This window comes from Vallitalea longa (assembly GCF_027923465.1).
Lineage (GTDB): Bacteria > Bacillota > Clostridia > Lachnospirales > Vallitaleaceae > Vallitalea > Vallitalea longa.
In genome coordinates, this window is the sequence record NZ_BRLB01000005.1 from 167,356 (window position 1) to 190,061 (window position 22,706).

General features: G+C 29.5%; 19 protein-coding genes. 18 read left to right on the plus strand and 1 reads right to left on the minus strand.

Annotated features, from left to right (window positions below):
• The first annotated feature begins 15 nt into the window (after positions 1–15).
• The 9 genes from QMG30_RS11220 (at position 16) to QMG30_RS11260 (ending at position 10,547) form a co-directional block, all read left to right on the plus strand.
• Complete coding sequence (locus QMG30_RS11220; protein WP_281815409.1) at positions 16–1,401, plus strand: sulfatase family protein; 1,386 nt, start codon at positions 16–18, stop codon at positions 1,399–1,401.
• Positions 1,394–2,560 carry a glycoside hydrolase family 88 protein gene (locus QMG30_RS11225; RefSeq protein WP_281815410.1) on the plus strand — a complete coding sequence of 389 codons (1,167 nt, stop codon included), beginning with the start codon at positions 1,394–1,396 and terminating at the stop codon, positions 2,558–2,560. Before QMG30_RS11220 ends, QMG30_RS11225 begins: the two co-directional genes overlap by 8 nt.
• 267 nt (positions 2,561–2,827) lie before the next feature.
• Complete coding sequence (locus QMG30_RS11230; protein ID WP_281815412.1) at positions 2,828–3,520, plus strand: RluA family pseudouridine synthase; 693 nt, start codon at positions 2,828–2,830, stop codon at positions 3,518–3,520.
• A gap of 127 nt (positions 3,521–3,647) precedes the next feature.
• Positions 3,648–4,886 (plus strand): MFS transporter, encoded by a 1,239-nt coding sequence (locus tag QMG30_RS11235; protein WP_330680721.1) that lies wholly within the window; start codon positions 3,648–3,650, stop codon positions 4,884–4,886.
• A 164-nt stretch (positions 4,887–5,050) separates the two neighbouring features.
• Complete coding sequence (locus tag QMG30_RS11240) at positions 5,051–6,433, plus strand: MATE family efflux transporter (protein ID WP_281815416.1); 1,383 nt, start codon at positions 5,051–5,053, stop codon at positions 6,431–6,433.
• Positions 6,434–6,745: 312 nt separating this feature from the next.
• On the plus strand, positions 6,746–7,189 hold the full coding sequence (locus tag QMG30_RS11245; protein ID WP_281815417.1) for an Hsp20/alpha crystallin family protein: 444 nt from the start codon (positions 6,746–6,748) through the stop codon (positions 7,187–7,189).
• Positions 7,190–7,330: 141 nt separating this feature from the next.
• Positions 7,331–9,127 carry a MutS-related protein gene (locus tag QMG30_RS11250; protein ID WP_281815418.1) on the plus strand — a complete coding sequence of 599 codons (1,797 nt, stop codon included), beginning with the start codon at positions 7,331–7,333 and terminating at the stop codon, positions 9,125–9,127.
• Positions 9,128–9,391: 264 nt separating this feature from the next.
• The gene (locus QMG30_RS11255; protein WP_281815420.1) at positions 9,392–10,057 is read left to right on the plus strand and encodes a YukJ family protein; all 666 of its coding nucleotides are present in this window, start codon (positions 9,392–9,394) and stop codon (positions 10,055–10,057) included.
• Between the two features lie 10 nt (positions 10,058–10,067).
• Entirely contained in the window at positions 10,068–10,547 is a 480-nt protein-coding gene (locus QMG30_RS11260; protein ID WP_281815422.1) for a methylated-DNA--[protein]-cysteine S-methyltransferase, read from the plus strand.
• Positions 10,548–10,622: 75 nt separating this feature from the next.
• Here the strand turns inward: QMG30_RS11260 and QMG30_RS11265 are convergent, their stop codons facing one another.
• Positions 10,623–11,255, minus strand: coding sequence for an SPOR domain-containing protein (locus QMG30_RS11265; RefSeq protein WP_281815423.1), 633 nt, complete (start codon positions 11,253–11,255; stop codon positions 10,623–10,625).
• A gap of 294 nt (positions 11,256–11,549) precedes the next feature.
• Between QMG30_RS11265 and asnA the strand changes: the two genes are divergently transcribed.
• The 9 genes from asnA (at position 11,550) to QMG30_RS11310 (ending at position 22,688) form a co-directional block, all read left to right on the plus strand.
• Complete coding sequence (gene asnA, locus QMG30_RS11270) at positions 11,550–12,557, plus strand: aspartate--ammonia ligase (protein ID WP_281815424.1); 1,008 nt, start codon at positions 11,550–11,552, stop codon at positions 12,555–12,557.
• A gap of 399 nt (positions 12,558–12,956) precedes the next feature.
• Entirely contained in the window at positions 12,957–13,322 is a 366-nt protein-coding gene (locus QMG30_RS11275) for a Na-translocating system protein MpsC family protein (RefSeq protein ID WP_281815425.1), read from the plus strand.
• Between the two features lie 165 nt (positions 13,323–13,487).
• The gene (locus QMG30_RS11280) at positions 13,488–14,690 is read left to right on the plus strand and encodes a cation:proton antiporter (RefSeq protein WP_281815427.1); all 1,203 of its coding nucleotides are present in this window, start codon (positions 13,488–13,490) and stop codon (positions 14,688–14,690) included.
• A 23-nt stretch (positions 14,691–14,713) separates the two neighbouring features.
• The gene (locus QMG30_RS11285) at positions 14,714–15,037 is read left to right on the plus strand and encodes a hypothetical protein (protein WP_281815428.1); all 324 of its coding nucleotides are present in this window, start codon (positions 14,714–14,716) and stop codon (positions 15,035–15,037) included.
• 12 nt (positions 15,038–15,049) lie between these two features.
• Complete coding sequence (locus QMG30_RS11290; RefSeq protein ID WP_281815430.1) at positions 15,050–16,615, plus strand: ClC family H(+)/Cl(-) exchange transporter; 1,566 nt, start codon at positions 15,050–15,052, stop codon at positions 16,613–16,615.
• Positions 16,616–17,543: 928 nt separating this feature from the next.
• Positions 17,544–18,269: a MerR family transcriptional regulator gene (locus tag QMG30_RS11295; RefSeq protein WP_330680722.1), complete on the plus strand. Its 726-nt coding sequence runs from the start codon at positions 17,544–17,546 to the stop codon at positions 18,267–18,269.
• A 71-nt stretch (positions 18,270–18,340) separates the two neighbouring features.
• Positions 18,341–19,216: a DUF2935 domain-containing protein gene (locus QMG30_RS11300; protein WP_281815431.1), complete on the plus strand. Its 876-nt coding sequence runs from the start codon at positions 18,341–18,343 to the stop codon at positions 19,214–19,216.
• A 210-nt stretch (positions 19,217–19,426) separates the two neighbouring features.
• Positions 19,427–20,380: a DegV family protein gene (locus QMG30_RS11305; RefSeq protein WP_281815432.1), complete on the plus strand. Its 954-nt coding sequence runs from the start codon at positions 19,427–19,429 to the stop codon at positions 20,378–20,380.
• Positions 20,381–20,612: 232 nt separating this feature from the next.
• Entirely contained in the window at positions 20,613–22,688 is a 2,076-nt protein-coding gene (locus QMG30_RS11310; protein WP_281815434.1) for an AraC family transcriptional regulator, read from the plus strand.
• Positions 22,689–22,706 lie beyond the last annotated feature (18 nt).

Below are 22,706 nucleotides of genomic sequence, written 5' to 3' on the forward strand. Positions count from 1 at the left end.
CGGAAGGAGATTCATATGAAGAAAAAGAATTTATTATATATTTTTGCAGACCAATGGCGTAAAATCGCAGTAGGAGCAGAAGGACAAGATAAGGTAATAACCCCTGCTATGGATTCATTTGCCAAGGAAAGCAAAGTTTTTGATAATGCCATTAGTACATATCCTCTTTGTTCACCTCATAGAGCAGCGCTTATGACAGGAAAGTATCCTTATTGTTGTGGCATGTGGACAAATTGTAAAATAGGATTGGATGAAACAGTTATGTTGAAACCACAAGAAGAGACTATAGGAAAGACTCTAAAGAGAAATGGTTATCAAACGGCTTATGTGGGAAAATGGCATCTGGATGCAAGTGAATTGAATTTCAATAAGAATCCAGAGTCAGGTGCTATCAATTGGGATGCTTACACACCTGAAGGAGAAAGAAGGCAAGGATTTGATTATTGGTTTTCATATGGGGCGATGGACAAGCATCTTAATCCACATTATTGGAGAAATACACCAGAGAAAATCGAACCAGGAAAATGGTCTCCTGAAGTCGAAACAGATGTAGCTCTTGATTATCTACAAAATAGAGATAAGAGTAAACCATTCTGTATGTTCGTTTCATGGAATCCACCTCACCCACCTTATGATAAAGTACCTAAAAAATATGTTGATATGTATGACGATATTCCTCTTAGGGTAAATGTTCCAGAAAAAATGAGAGAAGATGAGGAATATCTGAAAACCATAAAAGAATATTTTGGAGCAGTTACAGGACTAGATGAGAAGTTCAAAAGAATATTGGAATATCTGAAAGAAAATGACCTGGAAGATGATACTATTGTGGTATTATCCGCAGATCATGGAGATATGATGGGTTCACAGGGAATAATGGGTAAGAATATCTGGTATGAAGAATCCATTAATATTCCTTTTATGATTAGAGGAAAAGATATAGAACCTGGAAGGACGCAGTGCTTATTTTCAAGTATCGACCATATGCCAACGTTGTTGGACTTATTGGAAGTTGATATTCCGAAAACCGTACAAGGGAAAAGCTTTAAAGATATTATTAAGGATAGAAAGATGGATGAACCAGAAACAGTATTTTTATCAATGATTCCTGGTATGCCTGAACTTATAGAACCTTACAGAAAAAGAGGATTAAACCATAAATCTTTTGGCTGGAGGGGAATTCGAACTAAAACACACACTTATGTAATTGATAATGGTACTTATCCATATGAAAAGCAAAAAAGATACTTATATGATAATGAGAAAGATCCTTATCAATTGAATCCATTGATATTGAGTTGCGATGATGAACAATGCAAAAAATATGATGATTGTTTGATAGATTATTTGGAGAAAATAAATGACCCATTCTTAATGAAAGGACTAGATAATAATGGTTAATATGAAAGATTATGAGAAAGTCACTGATTCAGAGATAAGTCAAGCATTAGATGATGCAGTAACTCAGGTAGAGACAGATTTAGAAGATTTTACATATAAATTCAAGATTAATGGGACAACTGATAATTTTTATGCTCCTAGTGATAATATTTCATGGACATCTGGTTTCTGGACAGGACAGATATGGATGGCATATGAGGTAACAGGTGATGAGAAATATAGAAAAGCAGCAGAAATCCAAGTAGACAGTTTTCTTCACAGAATAGAGAATAAGATTGAGACCAATAATCATGATATGGGTTTTCTCTATAGTCTATCATGTGTTGCCGCATACAAATTAATAGGTAATGAAAATGCTAAGAAAGCAGCTATTCTAGCGGCAGATAATCTTATTTCCAGGTATAGAGAAGACGGTAAATTCATTCAAGCTTGGGGAAATATTGGAGCAGATGATAATTATCGTTTAATAATTGACTGCTTACTTAATCTTCCACTATTGTACTGGACAAGTGATGTAACTGGTGATGATAAATATGCTAAGATTGCTAAACAGCATATAGATACTTCCCTTAAGGTTATCATGCGTGATGATTGTTCCACATATCATACATATTATTTTGAGAAAGATACAGGAAAACCACTGTACGGTGAGACAAGGCAAGGATACAGTAATGATTCGGCATGGTCAAGAGGGCAGGCTTGGGGAATATATGGAACTGCGCTAAGTTATATGTATACCAAGAATCCTGATTATATTGAGAAATTTTATAAAATAACAGACTTTTTTATAGAACATCTACCAGAAGACCTGGTACCTTATTGGGATTTTAAATTCACTGATGGTAGTGAAGAACCGAAAGACAGTTCGGCGGCGGCAATAGCTGTATGTGGTATGCTTGAAATGTCGAAGTACCTTGACGAAGAAAAAGCAAGTTACTACAAAGATATTGCATTGAAGATACTGAAATCATTAATTGATAATTACGCAGTTAACGATAATAAATTATCCAATGGGCAATTACTACATGGTGTTTATGCAAGAAAATCTCCATATAATCCATGTAGGAACAGAAATGTTGATGAATGCAATACATGGGGTGACTACTATTATATGGAAGCCCTCATCCGCTTAAGTAAAGATTGGAAGTTATATTGGTGATATTTAATGGAGTAGAGTTAGAGATAACCCTACTCTTTTTTGTTAAATAGGAAAGTTCTACTTTATATTTCACTTAAAATCATTTAGGTAGATGTAGTTTCTTTATTTCTTCTATATAATCTAAATAATGTTATGGATATTTGATTGAATATAGATTATACTTATGTATGAAATTGAAATAAAGGTAATTAAATTGCTAAATTGAATGTTTTTAAAAATTTAGTATATAGATTATACATTATGATATATAGGAGTAGGAGAAAAAATATGGATATAAATATAATTTACGAAGATAATCATATTATTGTTGCTGAGAAACCACCGAAAGTACCTTGTCAAAATGATAAGACTGGTGATATAGATATGTTAACAGAATTAAAGGGTTATTTAAAAGAGAAATATAATGTGAAAAATCCATATATAGGATTAATTCATAGATTAGACCGCCCAGTTGGAGGGTTAATGGTATTTGCAAAAACCAAGTTTGCTAACACTAAATTAAGTGAAGAAATCAGAACAAAAAGATTTCAGAAATTTTATTATGCTGTAGTTTGTGGAAAACCAAAGGAAAACAAAGGACAATTAGTAGATTATCTTAAGAAATATGGAAGGAATAATATATCTAAAGTAGTTTCTGAAGATATAAAAGATGCAAAAGAAGCTGTATTAGAATATGAATGCATTGATAGTATCGAAACAGAAGAATATGGTATGTTAAGTCTTATTAAGGTGGATTTAAAAACTGGAAGACATCATCAGATTCGTGTTCAATTATCCAATGCATCCCTTCCGCTATGGGGAGATAATAAATATAATAAGACTTTTGTCAAAATGAGGACATGGACTCAAATAGCTCTATGGGCTGGAAGTATTTCTTTTAAACATCCGAAAGAAAATAAAATCTGTAGTTTTCAGTTAAAACCAAATGCTGAATATCCATTTAATTTATTCAAATTATAATAAGATATTTATGAACATTTCGAAAAATGAATATTATTAAGTTCCCGATATTTTACTTGACAAGATTAGCGATTTAGTCCATTATAGTATGACAATGTCTAAAAAAGTAAAAGAAAGGGATGGTGCAATGGTAATTATTAATTCTTTTAAGCAGTACATAGGTTTGCCGAGAGAGATTTATATCCTGGCTATTCAACGATTCGTTAATTCACTTGGTGGATTTGTTTATGCTTTCTTAGCTTTATTTTTGAGCGAAAGATTAGGGTTTGAGAAAGATGTAATTGGTGTGTTTATGTTAGTATGTTCATTAGTCGGTATACCTGGTTCACTTATTTCTGGCCATTTAGTTGATAAATGCAATCGTAAAACAATTCTACTTGTATCTAGAACTTTGTCAGCACTAGTTTTTATTGTTTGTGGTTTTCTTGGTAATTCAATAGTAATTCCATATTTACTTATAGCATCTAGTTTCATATCCAGTTTTTCAGGTCCTGCAAGTGGTGCTATGACTGCTGATTTGACAACTCCTGAAAATAGGAAACAAAGTTTTTCATTATTGTATTTGGGTATGAACATTGGTCTTGCTTTTGGTTTTACCATTGCAGCTTATTTATTTAAAAATTACACACAATGGATATTTTGGGGTGATGGATTAACTTCATTACTTAGTTTATTATTGGTAGTATTTTATATTAAAGACACTAGACCTACAAAGAATGAAATAAAGAAAATTAATGATTCAGATAGAGTTGGTGAAAAAGAAGAAAAAGGATCTATTATTAATGCATTACTAAAGAGACCTTACTTACTAGGGTTTGTACTTATTAGTTCGGTAATAGGATTTGTGTATAATCAACATGGTTTTATTATGCCTTTTCATTTAATAGAGTTATTCCCAGAAAATGGAGAGAAATATTTTGGTAATGTAATGGCAATTAATACAATCATCGTTGTTGTATTGACACCAGTCATAATGCATATCACAAGAAAAATAAAGCCTGTAGTTAATGTAGCGATTGCATCATTAACATACATTATAGGTTTTGGAATGATGGGTATAGTGAATGAATTATGGGTATTTTTTGTAGCAGTATTCATATGGACAACAGGTGAGATTATTGCAACAACTAACACCGGAGTTTATATTTCTAACCATTCACCAGTTAATCATAGAGGTAGATTTAATTCAATAATAGGGATGATTCAGGCTGCTGGACGTTCTGCTGCTCCATATTTCATGGGAATGTATTTAGTCTCACATAGTAGCTCACAAGGATGGATATTAACTGCTTTTGTTGGTATAATAGCATTTATATTGTTATGCATATTGTTTTTATCAGAAAAACATCATTATAATAAGGCATAAATATCTAAATAATAATTGATAGAATATCAAGTATTATAATACAAATATTAAATTTAAAAAGAGATATATTTAAGTCCTTGACTTAGTATATCTTTTATATTAATATTAATCAAATAGACAGAAACTGAAATAAATATGATTCTTAAGTGAGAAAGGATTTACTTATGAGAAACAATAATATTGACACTACTAAAGGTGATATAAAGAAGAACCTATGGATAATGGCATGGCCTATAATGATAGGTAATTTAATTCAAGTTATATATAATATGACAGATACATATTTTGTTGGTCAGCTTGAAAATAGTACTGATGCTATTGCAGCTGTAACGGTAACTTTTTCAGTTGTATTTGTTTTAGTATCTTTAGCAGCCGGTTTGGGTATAGGATCTGCAACATTAGCAGCTCAATATTATGGTGCTAGAGAATATAAAAAAGTAGATGAAGTAACTTACACTTCACTAATAGTAATTGGTGCCATAGCTTTGATATTTGTGGCTGGAGGAATAATTTTCTATAAACAGCTTTTTAATCTTATGAACACTCCAGAAAATATTATACCTATAGCAAAAGATTACTTTATAATAATTATGGTAGGTATGTTATTCATGTTCATATTTTTTATTATGAGCGGTATATTGCGTGGAATAGGAGATACCAAAACACCCATGATTGCAGGTATAGTTTCCGGATTAATTAATATGGTATTAGATCCATTTTTGATTTTCGGCTGGGGCTTTTTCCCTGAACTTGGAATATCAGGTGCAGCATATGCAACTGTAATTTCAAGGATATTTGCGGCAGGATATATTTTTTATGTAGTACTTAGAGGTAAAACTTTCTTAAAACTTGATCTTCATAACTTTAAAGTTGACCTTAATCTTACAAAACAGTTATTTAAGATTGGTGTACCATCTAGTATATCTCAAGCGGTAATAAGTTTAGGTGGAACAGTGATAATGGGAAGAGTTAATGCATTTGGCAGTATAGCTATGGCAGCTCATGGAATAGGAAATAGATTGGAATCTCTATTGGCAATGCCTACAATGGGATTAGCTCAAGCAGCGAGTTCAATGGTTGGACAGAATCTTGGTGCAGGTCAAAGAGATAGAGCTTATAAAAGTGGACAATATGCAATGAAATCATCATTTATTATTCTTGTAATAATGGGTGCTATTTTTGCAATATTCCCATCGGTATTCTTTGAGATATTCTCAAATGATCAGGAAGTTATTGCAATTGGACGTTATTACATATATGGAATAACCTTATTATATGCATTTGTAGGATGTAGAATTGTCATGTCCAATGTATTTCAAGGAGCAGGAGCAGCATCTGTTTCCATGTGGCTTAGTCTTATTTGCCTGTGGGTATTCAGAATTCCATTGGCTTATGCATTATCATATACACCATTAGGGATTAAAGGTGTATGGTTAGGAGTCGGATTATCATTCATCGTTAGTTTCTTCTTCATGTATTATTTCTATAAAAAAGGAAAATGGATGGATAAAGTTGTTGTTCATAATAAAGAACTAGCAGAGGCTTAGATTTATGGTTCATCAGTCATATCAATTCAATTGAAATGACTGATGGATTTTTTTATTAAGTAAGAAAGTTCTACTTTCTATTTTTCTTGAAATCTTTTATGGGGTGTAGTAATAATATATCTCTAATTAATTTATCTTAATAAGCACTAATCTGATGTTTTTTGCATAATTGAGTTATAAATAAAATATTGTAAAAAAATTTAATAATATACTTGACAAAAATTTATAATAGAGGTATATTATATATAGAAATTGTTAGCACTCACTTGAATCGAGTGCTAACAATAAAAATCAAATAGAGGAGGAATTAATATGTTTGGCTTAACACCATTTAATACTAATCCAATTAGAAAAAGTAACTCGCTTAACAATGATTTTTACGACATGATTGATGACTTCTTTGATAATAGTTTTTTTCCAAGAAATCTGTACAATGATACTTTCAAAGTAGATGTAAAAGATGCAGATAAAGAGTATACAGTAGAAGCAGAAATGCCTGGAATCAATAAAGAAGATATCAAACTAGATTATAATGAAGGTAGATTAACAATCAGCGTAAGTAATGAAGAAAATGTTAACGAAGAGCAAGAACACTATATTCACAGAGAGAGAAAAAGAACTTCTATGCAAAGAGGTATCTTTTTGAAAGATATTGTACCAGAGAAGATTACAGCTAATCTAAAAGATGGTGTACTTAGGGTTGTAGTTCCTAAAAAGGAAAAATCCCAAAATACATTTAATATAGAAGTTAATTAAAAAATAGAGCCTCATGGGCTCTATTTTTTGATTTGAATATTTCACACTTTAAAAATTATCTTATATGTGTTATTGTTGTATTAAAAAATATAGAAAATAAAATCAATACAAAAGAAAATAAATATGATGGAGTGTGAAAATATGAATCCAAAAAGAGATTATGTAAAGAGAAAAGAAAAGTATAAAAAAGAACTGGATAAGCTAAATCATAAGATAAATCTTTACGGGAACATAAGACTTATTATTATATTAGTAGGTCTAGGTATTACAATATGGACATATACCAAAAAATCTTATCTACTTAGTTTAAATAGTTTAATTATCACATTAGTTCTATTCATAAGTTTAGTAATGATACATCAAAAATATATTGAAAAAAGACCAAGATTGAAGGCTCTAATCAAAATAAACGAAAATGGGTTGAAAAGATTAAAAGGTGAATGGAAAAAATTTATTGAAGCAGGAGAAGAATTTATTGATGAGACTCATAATTATTCTTGGGACTTAGATATATTTGGAAAAAGTTCACTATTCCAGTGGACAAATCATACCAACACTCCAATAGGAAAGAAAAAATTAAGAGATGCTTATATAAGACCTAACAAAAATATTGACCAAATAAAAGAAAGACAAGAAGCCATAAAAGAGTTGGCTACCAAAATGAATTGGGTCCATGAATTTCAAGCTGCTGGAATGAGAGATAGCAATAAGAGTAAAGATGAAGGAAATCTGATAAGATGGAGTAAAGATGTAATATCAATCTATCTAAATAATTTATTGAATTTATTTGTTAAGATTCTTCCTGTTGTATCTATAGGTAGTATAATAATGCCTTTTATAATACCTTCTTTTTCATGGGTTTATGCAGCAGTATTTGTCAGCATTCAAGTTATTGTGGTTTTTAAAGATTTCGGTAAGAGAAACAATAGACTATCATCGATTGATGATTATAGAAAACAAGTACAGATATATGAAAAAATGATAGAAGTTATTGAAAATCAAGAATTTGATTCTGCTCTATTGGTCAAATTACAACAGCAGATGCAGACTGGAAATGAAGTGACTTCTAAACAAATCAAAAAATTAGATAGCATAATGGATATGATAAATGTTAGACATATACAATTCTATTTGATATTCGATATACTGACTTTATGGGATTATCAATGTACTATTTCATTGGAAAGTTGGAAAAACAAATATGGTAAAAACATGGTTAAATGGCTTGATGCACTAGGAGAATTAGAAGCTTTGGCAAGTCTTTCAACTATCGTTTACGAACAACCAGAATGGGTTATGCCAGAGGTGGTTGATGATTATAAGATATATGCTACTGCATTGGGACATCCACTTATTAATGCTAATCAGAGAGTATGTAACAGTGTCAGTTTCGGAGGAAGATATGCATCTTTACTTATTACAGGTTCTAATATGTCGGGGAAAAGTACATTCCTTAGGACTATAGGAATAAATTTAGTGTTGGCATATGCAGGAGCACCAGTATGTGCAGAAGAATTCATATGCCCCATAATGAATATATATACTTCAATGAGAGTAAAAGATGATATTGATAATAAAATATCTTCTTTCTATGCAGAATTGCTAAGAATCAAAAAGATTATAGAGGCCACTGATAAAGGTGAAAAAGTTTTTTATCTATTAGACGAGATATTCAAAGGAACTAATTCAAGAGATAGACATATAGGAGCGAAAACCCTTATCAAGAAATTATGTAAAGGCAGTACATTAGGTCTTGTATCTACCCATGATCTTGAATTAGCAGATTTAGAAAAAGAACAAGATTCCAAAGTGAAGAATTATCATTTCCAAGAATTCTATAAAAATGATAAAATCAATTTCGATTATAAATTATATAAGGGAGTGTCTAACACTTTTAATGCAGTATACTTAATGAAAGAAATAGGGATAGAAATATAATTGTAGGATAGTGTCATATGAAAATCTTCAATTATGGATTAATTAAAATATCTGTAACTATAGTAATTTATTTATAGTATAGATTGTAGAGTGATATGGTAAATCATTAACAGACAGTAGAAACCATGGTATAGTAGATTATTTTAATCTATATTCATGGTTTTTATATTATGATAATTTTCGTGGTAAAAAATTATTTATTTGTTATAATGAATAAGTACAGTTTTTTAATAATTCAATAAAAATCAAAGAAAGGGGTACCTCATGAGTCTACAAGCTTACGGACTATTGAAATGTAAAGCGATAGAAACAAAAGAAGAAAGAGATAACAACAGACCTCATTATCATATACATGTTAAAGCATATGAAGAGAATTATAGAATATCCATAAATATAAAATCTAATGATGTTTTATCAGAATTACTATTTTATACTGATGAAAATTTTCAACATGACATTATTCCAAAAATTATTAAATTACCATATGGATTTTATTTTAGTAATGATTGTGCTATTGATTATGTTAGAGGAGATATGAACTTTAATAGAGATAAGATGAAAAAAATTCCTCACGACAAAACAGGTCCTAATAACGATCTAAATGAAAAACTTAATCATTACATAAATAGAGCAATAACAGAAAATGCTGATATTTATATATATGGTACAAAATGGAAAACAGGTAATTATTGTAAGCCAGATAGAATTTTCGATTTTACTCCTTCAATGGGTATGCATGATATTCATATGAATCAAGGAAATATTAGAAAATGGAAAAAAGATAGTGGTGTTTGGCAGGATGGATGCCTATTTATTCATTATAAAAATTCTGATAAATGGGTAGGATTATTTCTAGCGTTTCAATCTCAATCTTGGGATAATGATGATTGTACAGGTCAAGCCAATTACAAATATAAAAAGAAAAAATAGGAGTGATATAGTGTATTATGGAATATATGATTCACCTTTATTTCCAATAATAGTCGTAGGAAATGAAGAGGGGTTGATTTACATACATCTGGAAACGAAAACAGGCAAGAAATTTGATATATCTGAAAAATGGATCAGAAATGAAGACTTCTTTAAAGAAACTTTTCGTCAATTAGATGAATATTTTAAAGGACAGAGAATGGATTTTGATTTGAAATTAAATCCAAATGGTACAGAATTTCAGAAGAAAGTGTGGAACGCATTAATTGAAATACCCTTCGGAACAATATGTTCATACAAAGATATTGCCATGGCAATAGATAATCCAAAAGCGTGTAGAGCAGTTGGTATGGCAAATTCTAAGAATCCAATCGCTATAGTGATACCATGTCATAGAGTGATAGGAAAAAACGGAAAACTTGTAGGGTATGCAGGAGGAATTGATACTAAGGAAAAACTATTGGATTTAGAAAAGAGTTTTATTAAATGATATATGATATTTTAAGATATTAGTTGCCTTTTGTACAAATATTCAATGTACAAAAGACAGCTTTTTTATCCTCAATTATTCATGAATGATAAAACAACTAAAACCAGCTTTATCTACAAGTTCTTTTCTGGTATCAGCATTTTCCTTTTCACCAAAAGTACCTGCTACAACTCGATATTTACCGCCTCCGGCAGCTATGTATGAATCAATATTCTTAGCGATAAGTTGTTCTTTTTGTTCAGTCGCATTAGCTTTATCATCAAAAGTTCCAACTACTACCCTATAATATTTTTTAGATGTAGCGGTAGATGTAGAAGTTTTTGAAGTGTCAGTAGTTTTAGAACTAGATGCACTGGATTTAGAACTAGATGAATTAGAAGAACTAGATGCGCTTTTACTATCATCTTGTTTATCTTTTAAATCTTTAATTTGATTTGTAAGATCTTCAATAATCTTATCTTTTTCAGCTACAACGTCCTCAAGTTGCTTGACTTGGTCCGCGGATGTGATATCAGAATCAGGTTGAGTACTGTTGTCAACATCAGTATTGCCTTTTGCTTTAGTGTCATTATCATTTGTTTCGTCAGTGGATTCTTCTTTGTTTTGTTGGTTATCATTATTAACCATTTCATCTAGTGATGGCTTACTTTTACATCCCACAAGAATCAGTGAGAGTAGTAGCATACTTAATAATACTTTCTTAATCATTTATATCTCCTCCTCGATATGATTAAATCATAAGTTATGATATACATTATTTTTTGTAATAACTTATGCTAAATATGATTATATAGCAGATATATGTCGATTTCAATAGCGCAGTATGTTTCTTAATAGTAATTTCATAATTATGTAAAAATATTTAATATTTTACAGAAATTCTATTGGGTTGACTTTTTATGTATCTAACAGTATATTTATAGTATTGTATTTACATTTATCAATTATCATGGTTTAATGTAATAAAAAGGCAAAGCGTTAAAGCTTGAATAAGGAGGCAACATGAAACGATTAATGATTATTGACGGATATGACTCAAACATGAGTATAATGGAAACAGAAATAGCAGTAAAGCAGACAAAAGATTTTTTTGAAAATTCTCTAGCAGACGTACTTAAGTTGACAAGAGTATCAGCACCTTTATTTGTATTACCTGAAACAGGGTTAAATGATAATCTTAACGGTTATGAAAGACCTGTAAGTTTTGATATAAAAGAAACAGGAAAAGTGGCTGAAATAGTACATTCACTTGCTAAGTGGAAAAGGATGGCTCTTCATCGTTACAAGGTGGAAGCTGGTAAAGGTATCTATACAGATATGAATGCAATAAGAAGAGATGAAGAAATGGATAATCTCCATTCAATATATGTTGATCAATGGGATTGGGAAAGAGTAATTACTAGAAATGATAGAAATGAAGAAGCTCTTAAAAAAGTTGTAAGAAATATATATAAGGTTTTTAAGGATACAGAGTCATTTTTATATAAAAAATATCCTTTTCTAGGAAAGCATCTACCTGAAGAAATCAAATTCATTACTACCCAAGAATTAGAAGATATGTATCCGAATCTAGTACCTTCTGAGAGAGAAGATAGGATTGCCAAAGAATATTATGCGGTATTCATTATGAAAATAGGAAAAGAACTTAAATCAGGCAAGAAGCATGATGGTAGAGCACCGGATTATGATGATTGGGAACTAAATGGTGATATAGTATTCTGGAATCCAGTACTTAATAGAGCTTTTGAATTATCTTCAATGGGTATACGTGTAGATGAAGAATCCCTAGAAAAACAGTTAGCTATTGCAAAAGCGGAAGGTAGAAAAGAATTAAAATATCATAAAATGATACTCAACAAGACGTTACCTCTTACAATTGGTGGAGGTATTGGTCAATCTCGTATTTGTATGTATTTCTTAAGAAAAGCTCACATCGGAGAAGTACAAGCTAGTATCTGGCCTGAAGAAATGATAAAAGACTGTGAAGCTGCAGGAATAAATTTATTATAAAATTTTTTATATGAAATTGTTTTTTATATGAAATTAATTTTTGTAATAATTTTTTTATATATTTTTCACAAATAAATTTATAAACTTTTTTATTGTGAAATTTACTAAAAATTTGTTGCAGATTAGTGGTGAATGTACAATTAATTACAAAAAATGTAAAAAAAAATAAACAATTGTTCTAAAAACAAAAACATTGACAAAGTTACTTTAGTTAAATATAATATTATAAGTAAAGAATATGATACAGTTTGGTAAATGATATTGAGTATCTTTGATAAGCAATTTTTATGGACCAGTTTCTCTTACAGCTTTCTTTTTAGTAGTATAAGCTTTAATTGAACTGGTCTTTTATATAGATTTTTTTTATTAGAATTTATTTTCTAAGGGAGGAAATATATAATGACTAAAGGTCAATTAGAAGCATTGATAAGCAACAAAATGGTAGCTTTCCAAAGAGAACAATTGGGTAGAGGCGCCGAAGGGGCTAAGACTTATATCAGTAATGATATGATTGTCATTAGAATGAAAAAATCTCTTACTCCAGCTGAAAAACAGTTAGCGATGACTAAGCAAGGTCAGGGATTAATAAAAGAAATCAGAATCCAGTTAGAAAGTATTATCCGTCCTAAGTTAGAAGAACTTATGGAAAGTTTAACTGGAGCAAAAGTAATTAGTATTCATAATGATATTAGCACGAAAACAGGTGAACGGATTGATATGTTTATATTTAATTGTAATCTAGAAGAACAACTGAAGTTGGATTAATCTAATAGGTAATGATATTCCAGTATAAATTTAATTTGTTTACTTTAATTTATTAATATATTAAAACATTGAAGTGATTCAAGCTTTTAATATGATAATAAGTGATTTAAGCTTTAGAGACAAATACCAAACTTGTTAAAAAACTATAAAAAGGAGATATACATAATGTTATCATATGGTTTTTTCTTAGATTTAGCAATCATTTTACTTAGTACTAAGTTATTAGGTTTATTGACTAGAAGAATACGTATGCCACAAGTAGTAGGAGCACTTCTTGCGGGATTGATACTTGGACCTGCACTACTGAATGTTGTCCATGAAAGTGATTTCATAGATAAGATGGCTGAATTAGGGGTTATTGTTTTAATGTTCTCAGCTGGTCTAGAAACAGATTTGAAAGAATTAAAAAAATGTGGGAAAGCATCACTCATTATTGCAGTATTAGGGGTTGCACTACCTCTTGTTGGAGGATTAGTTGTTGCAGGGTTATTCGCTGGTAATTTAATACATATGACTCAACAAGAATTATTAGAAAACATTTTTATAGGTGTTGTTCTTACAGCCACATCAGTTAGTATTACCGTTGAAACCCTAAAAGAAATGGGAAAATTAAAATCACCGTCTGGAACAGCCATACTGGGAGCTGCTGTTATTGATGATGTGTTAGGAATAATTATATTAACGATTGTTTCAAGTTTTGCAGATCCTAGTGTAAGTATCGTAAGTATTTTAGTAAGGATTTTATTATTCTTTGTATTTGCTGCTGTCTGTGCAGTTGTTTTCTACTACGTATTTAATAAAATGTCTGATGTCTATGGAAAGAAAAGAAGGCTTCCAATATACAGCTTAGCGTTTTGTTTAATATTATCTTACATAGCAGAAGAATATTTTGGAGTTGCAGATATAACGGGAGCATTTTTGGCAGGAATTATAATATCTAATGTTACTCATTCAGAGTACGTTTCAGAAAAGATGGATATCACATCCTACATGCTTCTATCACCTATTTTCTTTGCTAGCATAGGGATAAAAACAAGTGTTGAAAATATGGATATGAAAATCATTCTGTTTGCCCTTGCATTATTAGTCATTGCAATCTTAACTAAAGTTGTTGGATGTGGTTTAGGGGCTAAGTTATGCGGATACGATGGAAAACAGTCTCTGAGGATTGGAGTTGGTATGATATCTAGAGGTGAAGTAGCTCTAATTGTTGCTGATAAAGGTGCTTCAGTCGGACTTATGAATCAAACATATTTCGCTCCACTTATCATAGTAGTTATTATTACGACTATAATTACACCAATACTTCTAAAAATGGTGTATCACAATAAAAATAACGAAGATAATAATAAAGTTAGGATTTCATAGTTGCAAATTGGAGGCGCAATAAAATGTACTTGGTGTTATGTACAATTAATGATGAAAGCAAAAAAAATATATTTGAAAGTGTATTGACTATTGAAAATGGTGTACACAGTGTATTGTGGTTAACAGTAAAAGACGGTCTAGATAAGAAAATCAAAAAAACAATAATAGGTGGTTCTATTTCAGGATTATATGAGAATAAGTACAAGCAGACCTGTTTCATTACATTAGAAGATAAAGCTTATAAAGAAATATATATCAAAATGCAGAAATTAGGACTAGAAGATTACATTGATAGTTATACGAAATTACCAATATTAGAAGATTGTAAATCCATCTCATTAGCCTAAGGAGTGCTCAAAGTGAATAGAAGCAATAAAACTACAGATACATTGAATCATTGGTATACACTGGACTTGAAAGTAATATTAGAAGGAATTCTTATCGGATTTATCACAGGTATTATAATTGTTGCATATAGAGTATGCTTGAGTCATGCAGACACAATCAGAGAAAAAGCCTACGAATTTATGTCCGGAAAAACAATAATGATTATCCTATGGTTCATATTGATTATAGGAGTCGGATTAATACTTGGACTATTGATTAAAAAATATCCTATGATAAAAGGTAGTGGTATACCTCAGATCAAAGGATTCTTAGTTAGACAACTTAATATCAGCTGGTTAAAAGAATTGGTTTTAAAATTTTTTGGCGGAATCCTTTCTATAGGATTCGGTCTTTCTCTAGGAAGAGAAGGTCCTTCAGTTCAAATGGGAGCAACTGCTGGACTAGGGTTTAGCCGTATATTCAAAAGAATGCATTTGGAAGAGAAATACTTGGTTACTGCTGGGGCAAGTGCGGGACTTGCTGCGGCTTTCAATGCTCCACTTGCAGGAGTTATTTTTGCGCTGGAAGAATTGCATCGTAACTTTTCCCCAATTATACTTATGTGTGCAATGGGAGCATCGATAACAGCTGACTTTGTTTCAAGTAACTTTTTCGGACTAAAACCTATATTTGATTTTACTAATTTAGAGATTCTACCATTAAAATATTATTTGATGATTGTTGGATTAGGTATTATAGCAGCTATCCTTGGAAAACTATTTAATAAGCTACTATTATTAGCTTCAAAATACATAGATGGTTCAACAAAAATAAAATCAATATATAAGCCAGTTATACCTCTTGTAATCTCAGGTATATTAGGATTTACTATCCCAAGCGTATTAGGTGGAGGACATGAATTAATTGTAAGACTAACAAATGAAAGTATGCTCATTAAGATATTAATTGTACTATTCATTTTAAAACTTTTATTCACAGTTATATCCTATGGTTCAGGTGTACCCGGTGGTATATTCCTACCAGTACTTGTATTAGGTGCATTGATCGGAAAAACTTATGGACAAGTATGTGTTTCAGTATTTAACATTGATGAAGTATATATACTCAACTTCATCACTTTAGCTATGGCAGCTTATTTTACAGCCATAGTGAAGGCTCCAATAACAGGAAGTATACTAGTTACAGAGATGACCGGTTCCTTTAACCATCTGCTTCCACTCATCACAATCTGCCTAGTAGCACAAGTTGTCACAGGTATGATTAACTCAGGAGCAATATACGATTTACTTCTAGAAAAATTATTGAAAAATAATAAAGGTAATTATATGAAAGAGGCAGGAGAGAAGAAAGTAATACTAGAAGTACCTGTCATGTTAGGTTCAGACATTGAACACAAAAAAATCAAAAATATAACATGGCCTTCTAACTGCTTAGTAGTAGGAATCAAAAGAGGAGAAAAAGAGCTTATCCCCAATGGAGAATACAAAATATATGCAGGCGATTTCTTAATTATCCTCACAGACTCAAACGACGCACAAACATTAAAACTAGAACTATTAGACATGTCAACAGTCTAAAACATCCGAAAAAATAAATTAAATATAAAATTATTGATAATAAAATATTAATATCAGAGGACTATCTTATAGAAGTTATACTATAAAATAGTCCTTTTTATACTATAAAAAGAATTTAAGATAAAAACATAATATTTCTATAGTATCAATTTCAACTTTTTTCAAAAATATGACATAGAATAATGTAATAATTCTTATGACTTGACTTTAATCTTTAGTTCCAACTCTAATAATTGTATATTAGTAAGTTAGTAAATAGACTAACTTATAGATAGTGGTGGTCATAAGTCATGGTAAAGTGTTGCAATCACTTGCCTTACCCTGAAAAACGGTCGGTCTGCGTGATTACAACACTTTATCCTTCTTATTTGACAGCTAATTGAAATAAAATGATAACCAATATAAAATAGATAATATAATACTCATCTAAACTCTTGTACACAAAAATAGAAAGTGATAAATAGTTAGTTTTACGAAGACCGGTCCTTCAGGAGTAAGGCGAAGTAAAACTAACTATATATCACAAACGTTAATAACCGTTAGTCCACAAAAAACTAACTAAACTCATTAATCTTATTCATCCGTTAATCTAGACCATATCTTAATTAATCAATAAAACACATACAAATAAAAATAAACACCATAATAATTCCATACGAACTTCCTTACACAAAAATAGAAAGTGATAAATAGTTAGTTTTACGAAGGCCGGTCCTTCAGGAGTAAGGCGAAGTAAAACTAACTATTTATCACTAACGCCAATAACCGTTAGTCCACAAAAAACTAACTAAATTAATTATCCTACCAATCCGTTAGCCCACACTCCTAAAAAATAAATTAAAATATTAAAATGTATTGACTCATACGTTACGTAATAGTCTATAATAAAACCATAGTGATATTACTAATAAAACCAAAGGTGATTATAATGACCGTAAACGAAGTAAGCAAAATTGCAAATATAAGTGTAAGAACCCTACATTATTACGATGAAATAAATCTGCTGAAACCTCATAAACTAACCGAATCCGGTTACAGAATATATGAGAATGAACAACTAGAAAAACTATGGCAGATCCTATTTTTCAAAGAATTAGGCTTCAAATTGGAGACAATAAAAAAAATAATAAACGATCCTCAATTTGATAAAGAACAAGCACTTATGCAGCACAAAAAACTATTACTGGAGAAGAAAAAAAGACTAAACAAAATTATCAACTCAATTGATAAAACTTTAAAGGAAGGATTTGATATAACCATGATAGATACATTCAGTATGGAAAATTACGAAAAATATAAAGAAGAAGCAATAGAGAAATATGGAGAAACAGCCATTAATACCTACAAGAAAACCAGTAAATACAGTAAGAAAAAGTGGGAAGAAATCAATAAAGAAGCAAATACAATCTATAAAGAATTAGCTGACAATATGGATAAAGATGTAGACGATCCATATGTTCAGAAACTAATCGATGATTGGAGAAATCATATAACTTACAATTACTATGAATGTACTATAGATATATTCAGAGGTCTTGGTAATCTATATGTTGCAGATGAACGTTTTACTAAAAATATAGACAAAACTAAAGAAGGATTAGCAAGATATATGAAAGAAGCAATTATATATTATTGTGACAATTACCAAGGTTAATGTAACAAAACAACTTTATCTTTCTTATAATAATATTAAGTTATATTAATATTTTATAGGAGAGATGCTTTATGGATATGTTTGATTGTGGGATTTACTCCTTTGTAAATGCAGTAACAATAGAGACTGTTCGATACTGGGCTAGAAATTCATACCAACATATAGATGTTTTGATAAATTCTGCAAAACCAAACAATGGGGTTGTATACGAGAGTTTTAATAATGATTTAAAAAGGTTGTATAAATCATTTCATAACATTTATGATGAACTTGCTGATGTAAAAAGAGATACCAATGTTTATTTTATGGTAAAAAGGTTCCTTATAGCAAATGATCACTTCATGGTGATATTGCAGAGATTGAAGTTTGAAGGATTCAATGGTTACCCAGAATTATATCAAGTTACATACCATATTCTATATGAACAGATGTATGTAAAAGAAATATTCAGACCTTTAATGATAACTTCTGATGTTAACACAGATAATGTAGTTATAAACTCTAATTTTAGAAGAATGGGACTTGGAACAAATCCTATTCAATGTATATATGGACAGATCTACTTTTGGAGCATCATAGGTGCTGAACATCCATCTATTATTATGAACATCAGTCCCAATGAAACTAAACAACTCCCTAAGAAAATAATTAATGAATTTAACAATATAACTAAAAAATTCAACGATGTAAATTACAAACTTTCAAATATATATCCGAAACTCAATAATATGAATATCCTAGTTGTCATTAAAGAATTCAGTAAAATAAATGAAGAATTTATTAGATTATTATATTCATTGAAGGATAACATAGAATCTCTCCCTAATATAAAAAACAACTTACCTAAACTGTTTTTCGCTATATTGGAACATATAATAAATGAACATGGATATGCAAAGCTATTGACAGAAAAAATATTGGAAAGTCAATATGGTAAAAATATTTAAAAGGTCTATTGGGCCTTTTTTTAATGTTTTATTTAGGAAAGTTTTTTTAGTATATGAAAAATTTTTTTTGACAATAATTTCTTTAAGTACCAGAACAATTCTTTTAAATTAATTGCAAATAGAGTATACTAAGTGTAAGTATAATTCAGATGCTACATATTTTAAAAATAAACTAAAATCTACATTAAATGGACATCAGGAGGTAAAAATATGATAAAAATAATTGCAGATTCAACTTGTGATTTGTCACCAGAAATAATCGAAAAATTCAATATAGGTGTTGCACCCCTTACTATTAATATCGATGAAAAATTATATAGAGATAAAATTGATATATCAGCAGATAAATTCTATAGAATAATCGAAGAACTAGACAAAGAACCTACAACATCAATGCCTAATCCATCAGAATTCCTAAAATTATATAATAATGCTGTTGATGAAGGACATACAGAAATTATATGTATATGTATGTCAAGTGCTACAAGCGGGTCTTATCAATCAGCAGAACTGGCAAAAACTTATTTTTATGAAGAAAATGAAGGATCTGATATTAGAATAACTGTAATAGATTCCAAATGTATGAGTCATGGTAGCGGATGGCTAATAATGAAAACAGCAATTTATCGTGATAAAGGTATCGAATATGATAAATTAGTAAAATGGATAGAACATTTCAAAAAACAAGTAAAACATTATTTGACTGTAGATGACCTAGATCATTTAATTAAAAGTGGTAGACTTACTAATGCTAGTGCATTCATAGGGAAAATATTAAGAATCAAACCGATAATGACAATGAAAAAAGGTAAAGGATCTATAGTTGCAAAAGAAAGAGGAAGAAAAAGAGTATTATCATATTTAATAAACGAATTCAATAAAAGAGTTGATGAAAGATATACTAATTTTATAATAATAGGGTATACCTCGGATATAAAATATGCTGAAAATCTAAAAGAAAGAATGATAAGAGATACAGATTTTAAAGGTGACATATATATTATGCAGATGGGTGTTGCAGTAGGTACCCATGTAGGTCTTGGAGCAGTTTCTTTATTCTTTTTGGAAAAGAGATCAGGGCAAGCATTTGATAATCTATTGGTCAACAGCATGTATGAATTTGTAGATAAAACCAATGATTTTATTGATAAGATAAAAAAATAAAATATAGTAGAATCGCAAAAAGAAAAACTTGACTAATATTGTCTGAAAATGTAATATTATATAGGTAATAATTTACTAAAGAAAAAACTTTGAAGTGTATAAGGACTAAAATATGAATAAAAGACTTAATTTTTTTATGAAGAATATTAAAATTTATAAAATGAAAAGTACATTTATTAAATTATTCTTTAGTTATATAGTTATAATCTTATTTATTACTATAGGAAGCATTTTGGTTTATAACTACTTAAAGGGTTCTTTAATAACAAGGGAAATAGATATAAATAAAAACTATTTGAATTATTATGGAAAAGTTATAGATGAAAAATTCAATAATATAAGTAAAGAAATTTTTTCTTTTTTACAAAGCAATGAAAATAAAACAAAATTCAAGAATATGGACGACTTGAATAATAAGAAATATTTAATAAGTGAACTAAATAAATTAGCATATAATAATAACTTAGTTGATATGTGTATGCTGTATGGAACTGATAAGAAATATATATTATATAATGAAGGAAGCATGAATAAAGATTATATCTTCAAACAATATTATAAATTCAAAGCAATAGAGAAAGATACTATCAGCGATATTATAGAGGCAAACTCTAATTTTAATTATTTTCCTACTCAGAAAGTTTTGATCAATAATAACTTGAAGATGAAAAAATATAGTGATTACTTAATGTTTCATACAAGTTTAAGTTATACTAATGAGATGGAAAAATTTATTGCTATGATTAATGAAAAAAAAATAATAACTTCTATTAATGATGGAGTTATAAGTGATTATGGGACTTTTTATATTATAGATGAAAGTGGTAATATTTTATCAAGTACCGACAAAAATTCTGTTACCAATAAAATAGATAATAGATACCTAGAAGTTATAAACGAAAATGACGGATTCAATTTCAATTATAATAATAACTTGGTAGTATATTCTAGGTCGGAGTTCACAGATTGGTATTACTTAACTGTAACACCCTATAAGAATATATTAAAAAATATTGAATATATTAAGAAATTGATGTTTTACAGTATTCTTTTTCTTATTATTCTTGGAGTGATAATTGCTTTTATAGCAAGTAGATTATATTACAAGCCTATCATTCAAATTCTAGATAGTTTTGATGATAAACAAAATAAAAAAGAATATAAAAATGAATTTGCTCAAATACTGGGTAACGTTAATTATCTTAAAGTGGAAAGTGATAATAATGAGGAAAACAAACTTATTCTACAAGCACTTAAAAATGGTATTATAGACAATAAGTTGAAAAATAAATTCCAGTTCAGTCAATTTATCATTATGCAAATGATAAGTGATGATGGTAACACGTTATGTGACTATATAGCATATATCAAACAGAAATTGATTGATGAATGCATAATAAAAGAAATCTATGAAAATGAATATAACTGTATAGTTATTCTTAATCAAGATAATATCAAAGAAGATAAAATTATTGATTGCTTATGGGATATAAAATGTGAATATGATATAAAAGCTATTGTTGGAATAGGAAACATTGTGACAACTATCTATGATATTGGTACTTCTTATGATCAAGCAGTTAATATAATCAATTATGGCAATAGCAGTAATGAAACAGGCATATATAAATATAATGTAGATAATGCAACAAATAACAGTATTTATATACCACTGGACTTCAAACAAAAATTAGTTGAAAACATATATCTTGGTAATAAGAAGGCTATAGAAGATATTATTGTAGGCATCTTTGATAAAAACAAGAATATTCCTAATAGATATATGAACAATTTGCTAGTGGAAATGATGAATGCTTATATTAGAGTATCTACTAAATTCAAATTTGAATGTAATATAGAGAAGATCAATTCAGATATCACTAAAATACAATCTGTAAAAGAGAGGAAAAAATATTTCAGTGATAGCTTTAAATCATTAATCAAAGATAGTGAAATTCAAGAAGATAAAAGCAAATATGTGGGTGATTTCGTTATTGATTATATTGAAAAACATTACAAAGAGAAAGAACTTTCAATAGAAATCATTAGTGAAGCAATAAATCTATCAACAGCATATATATCAACTTTATTCAAGAAGTATCAAGGAATAGCATTTTCTCAATATCTTGTAGAATATAGAATAGAAAAATCAAAAGACCTTCTTCAAAGCAGTAATCAAAAGATAAAAGATATATCAGAGCAAGTGGGATTCGGTACATATAATAATTTTGCCAGAACATTCAAGAAGAAAGTAGGTATATCACCAAACGAGTACAGATTGAACATAAAAGATAGTAGAGAGATATAAACAAATAAATACAATAAT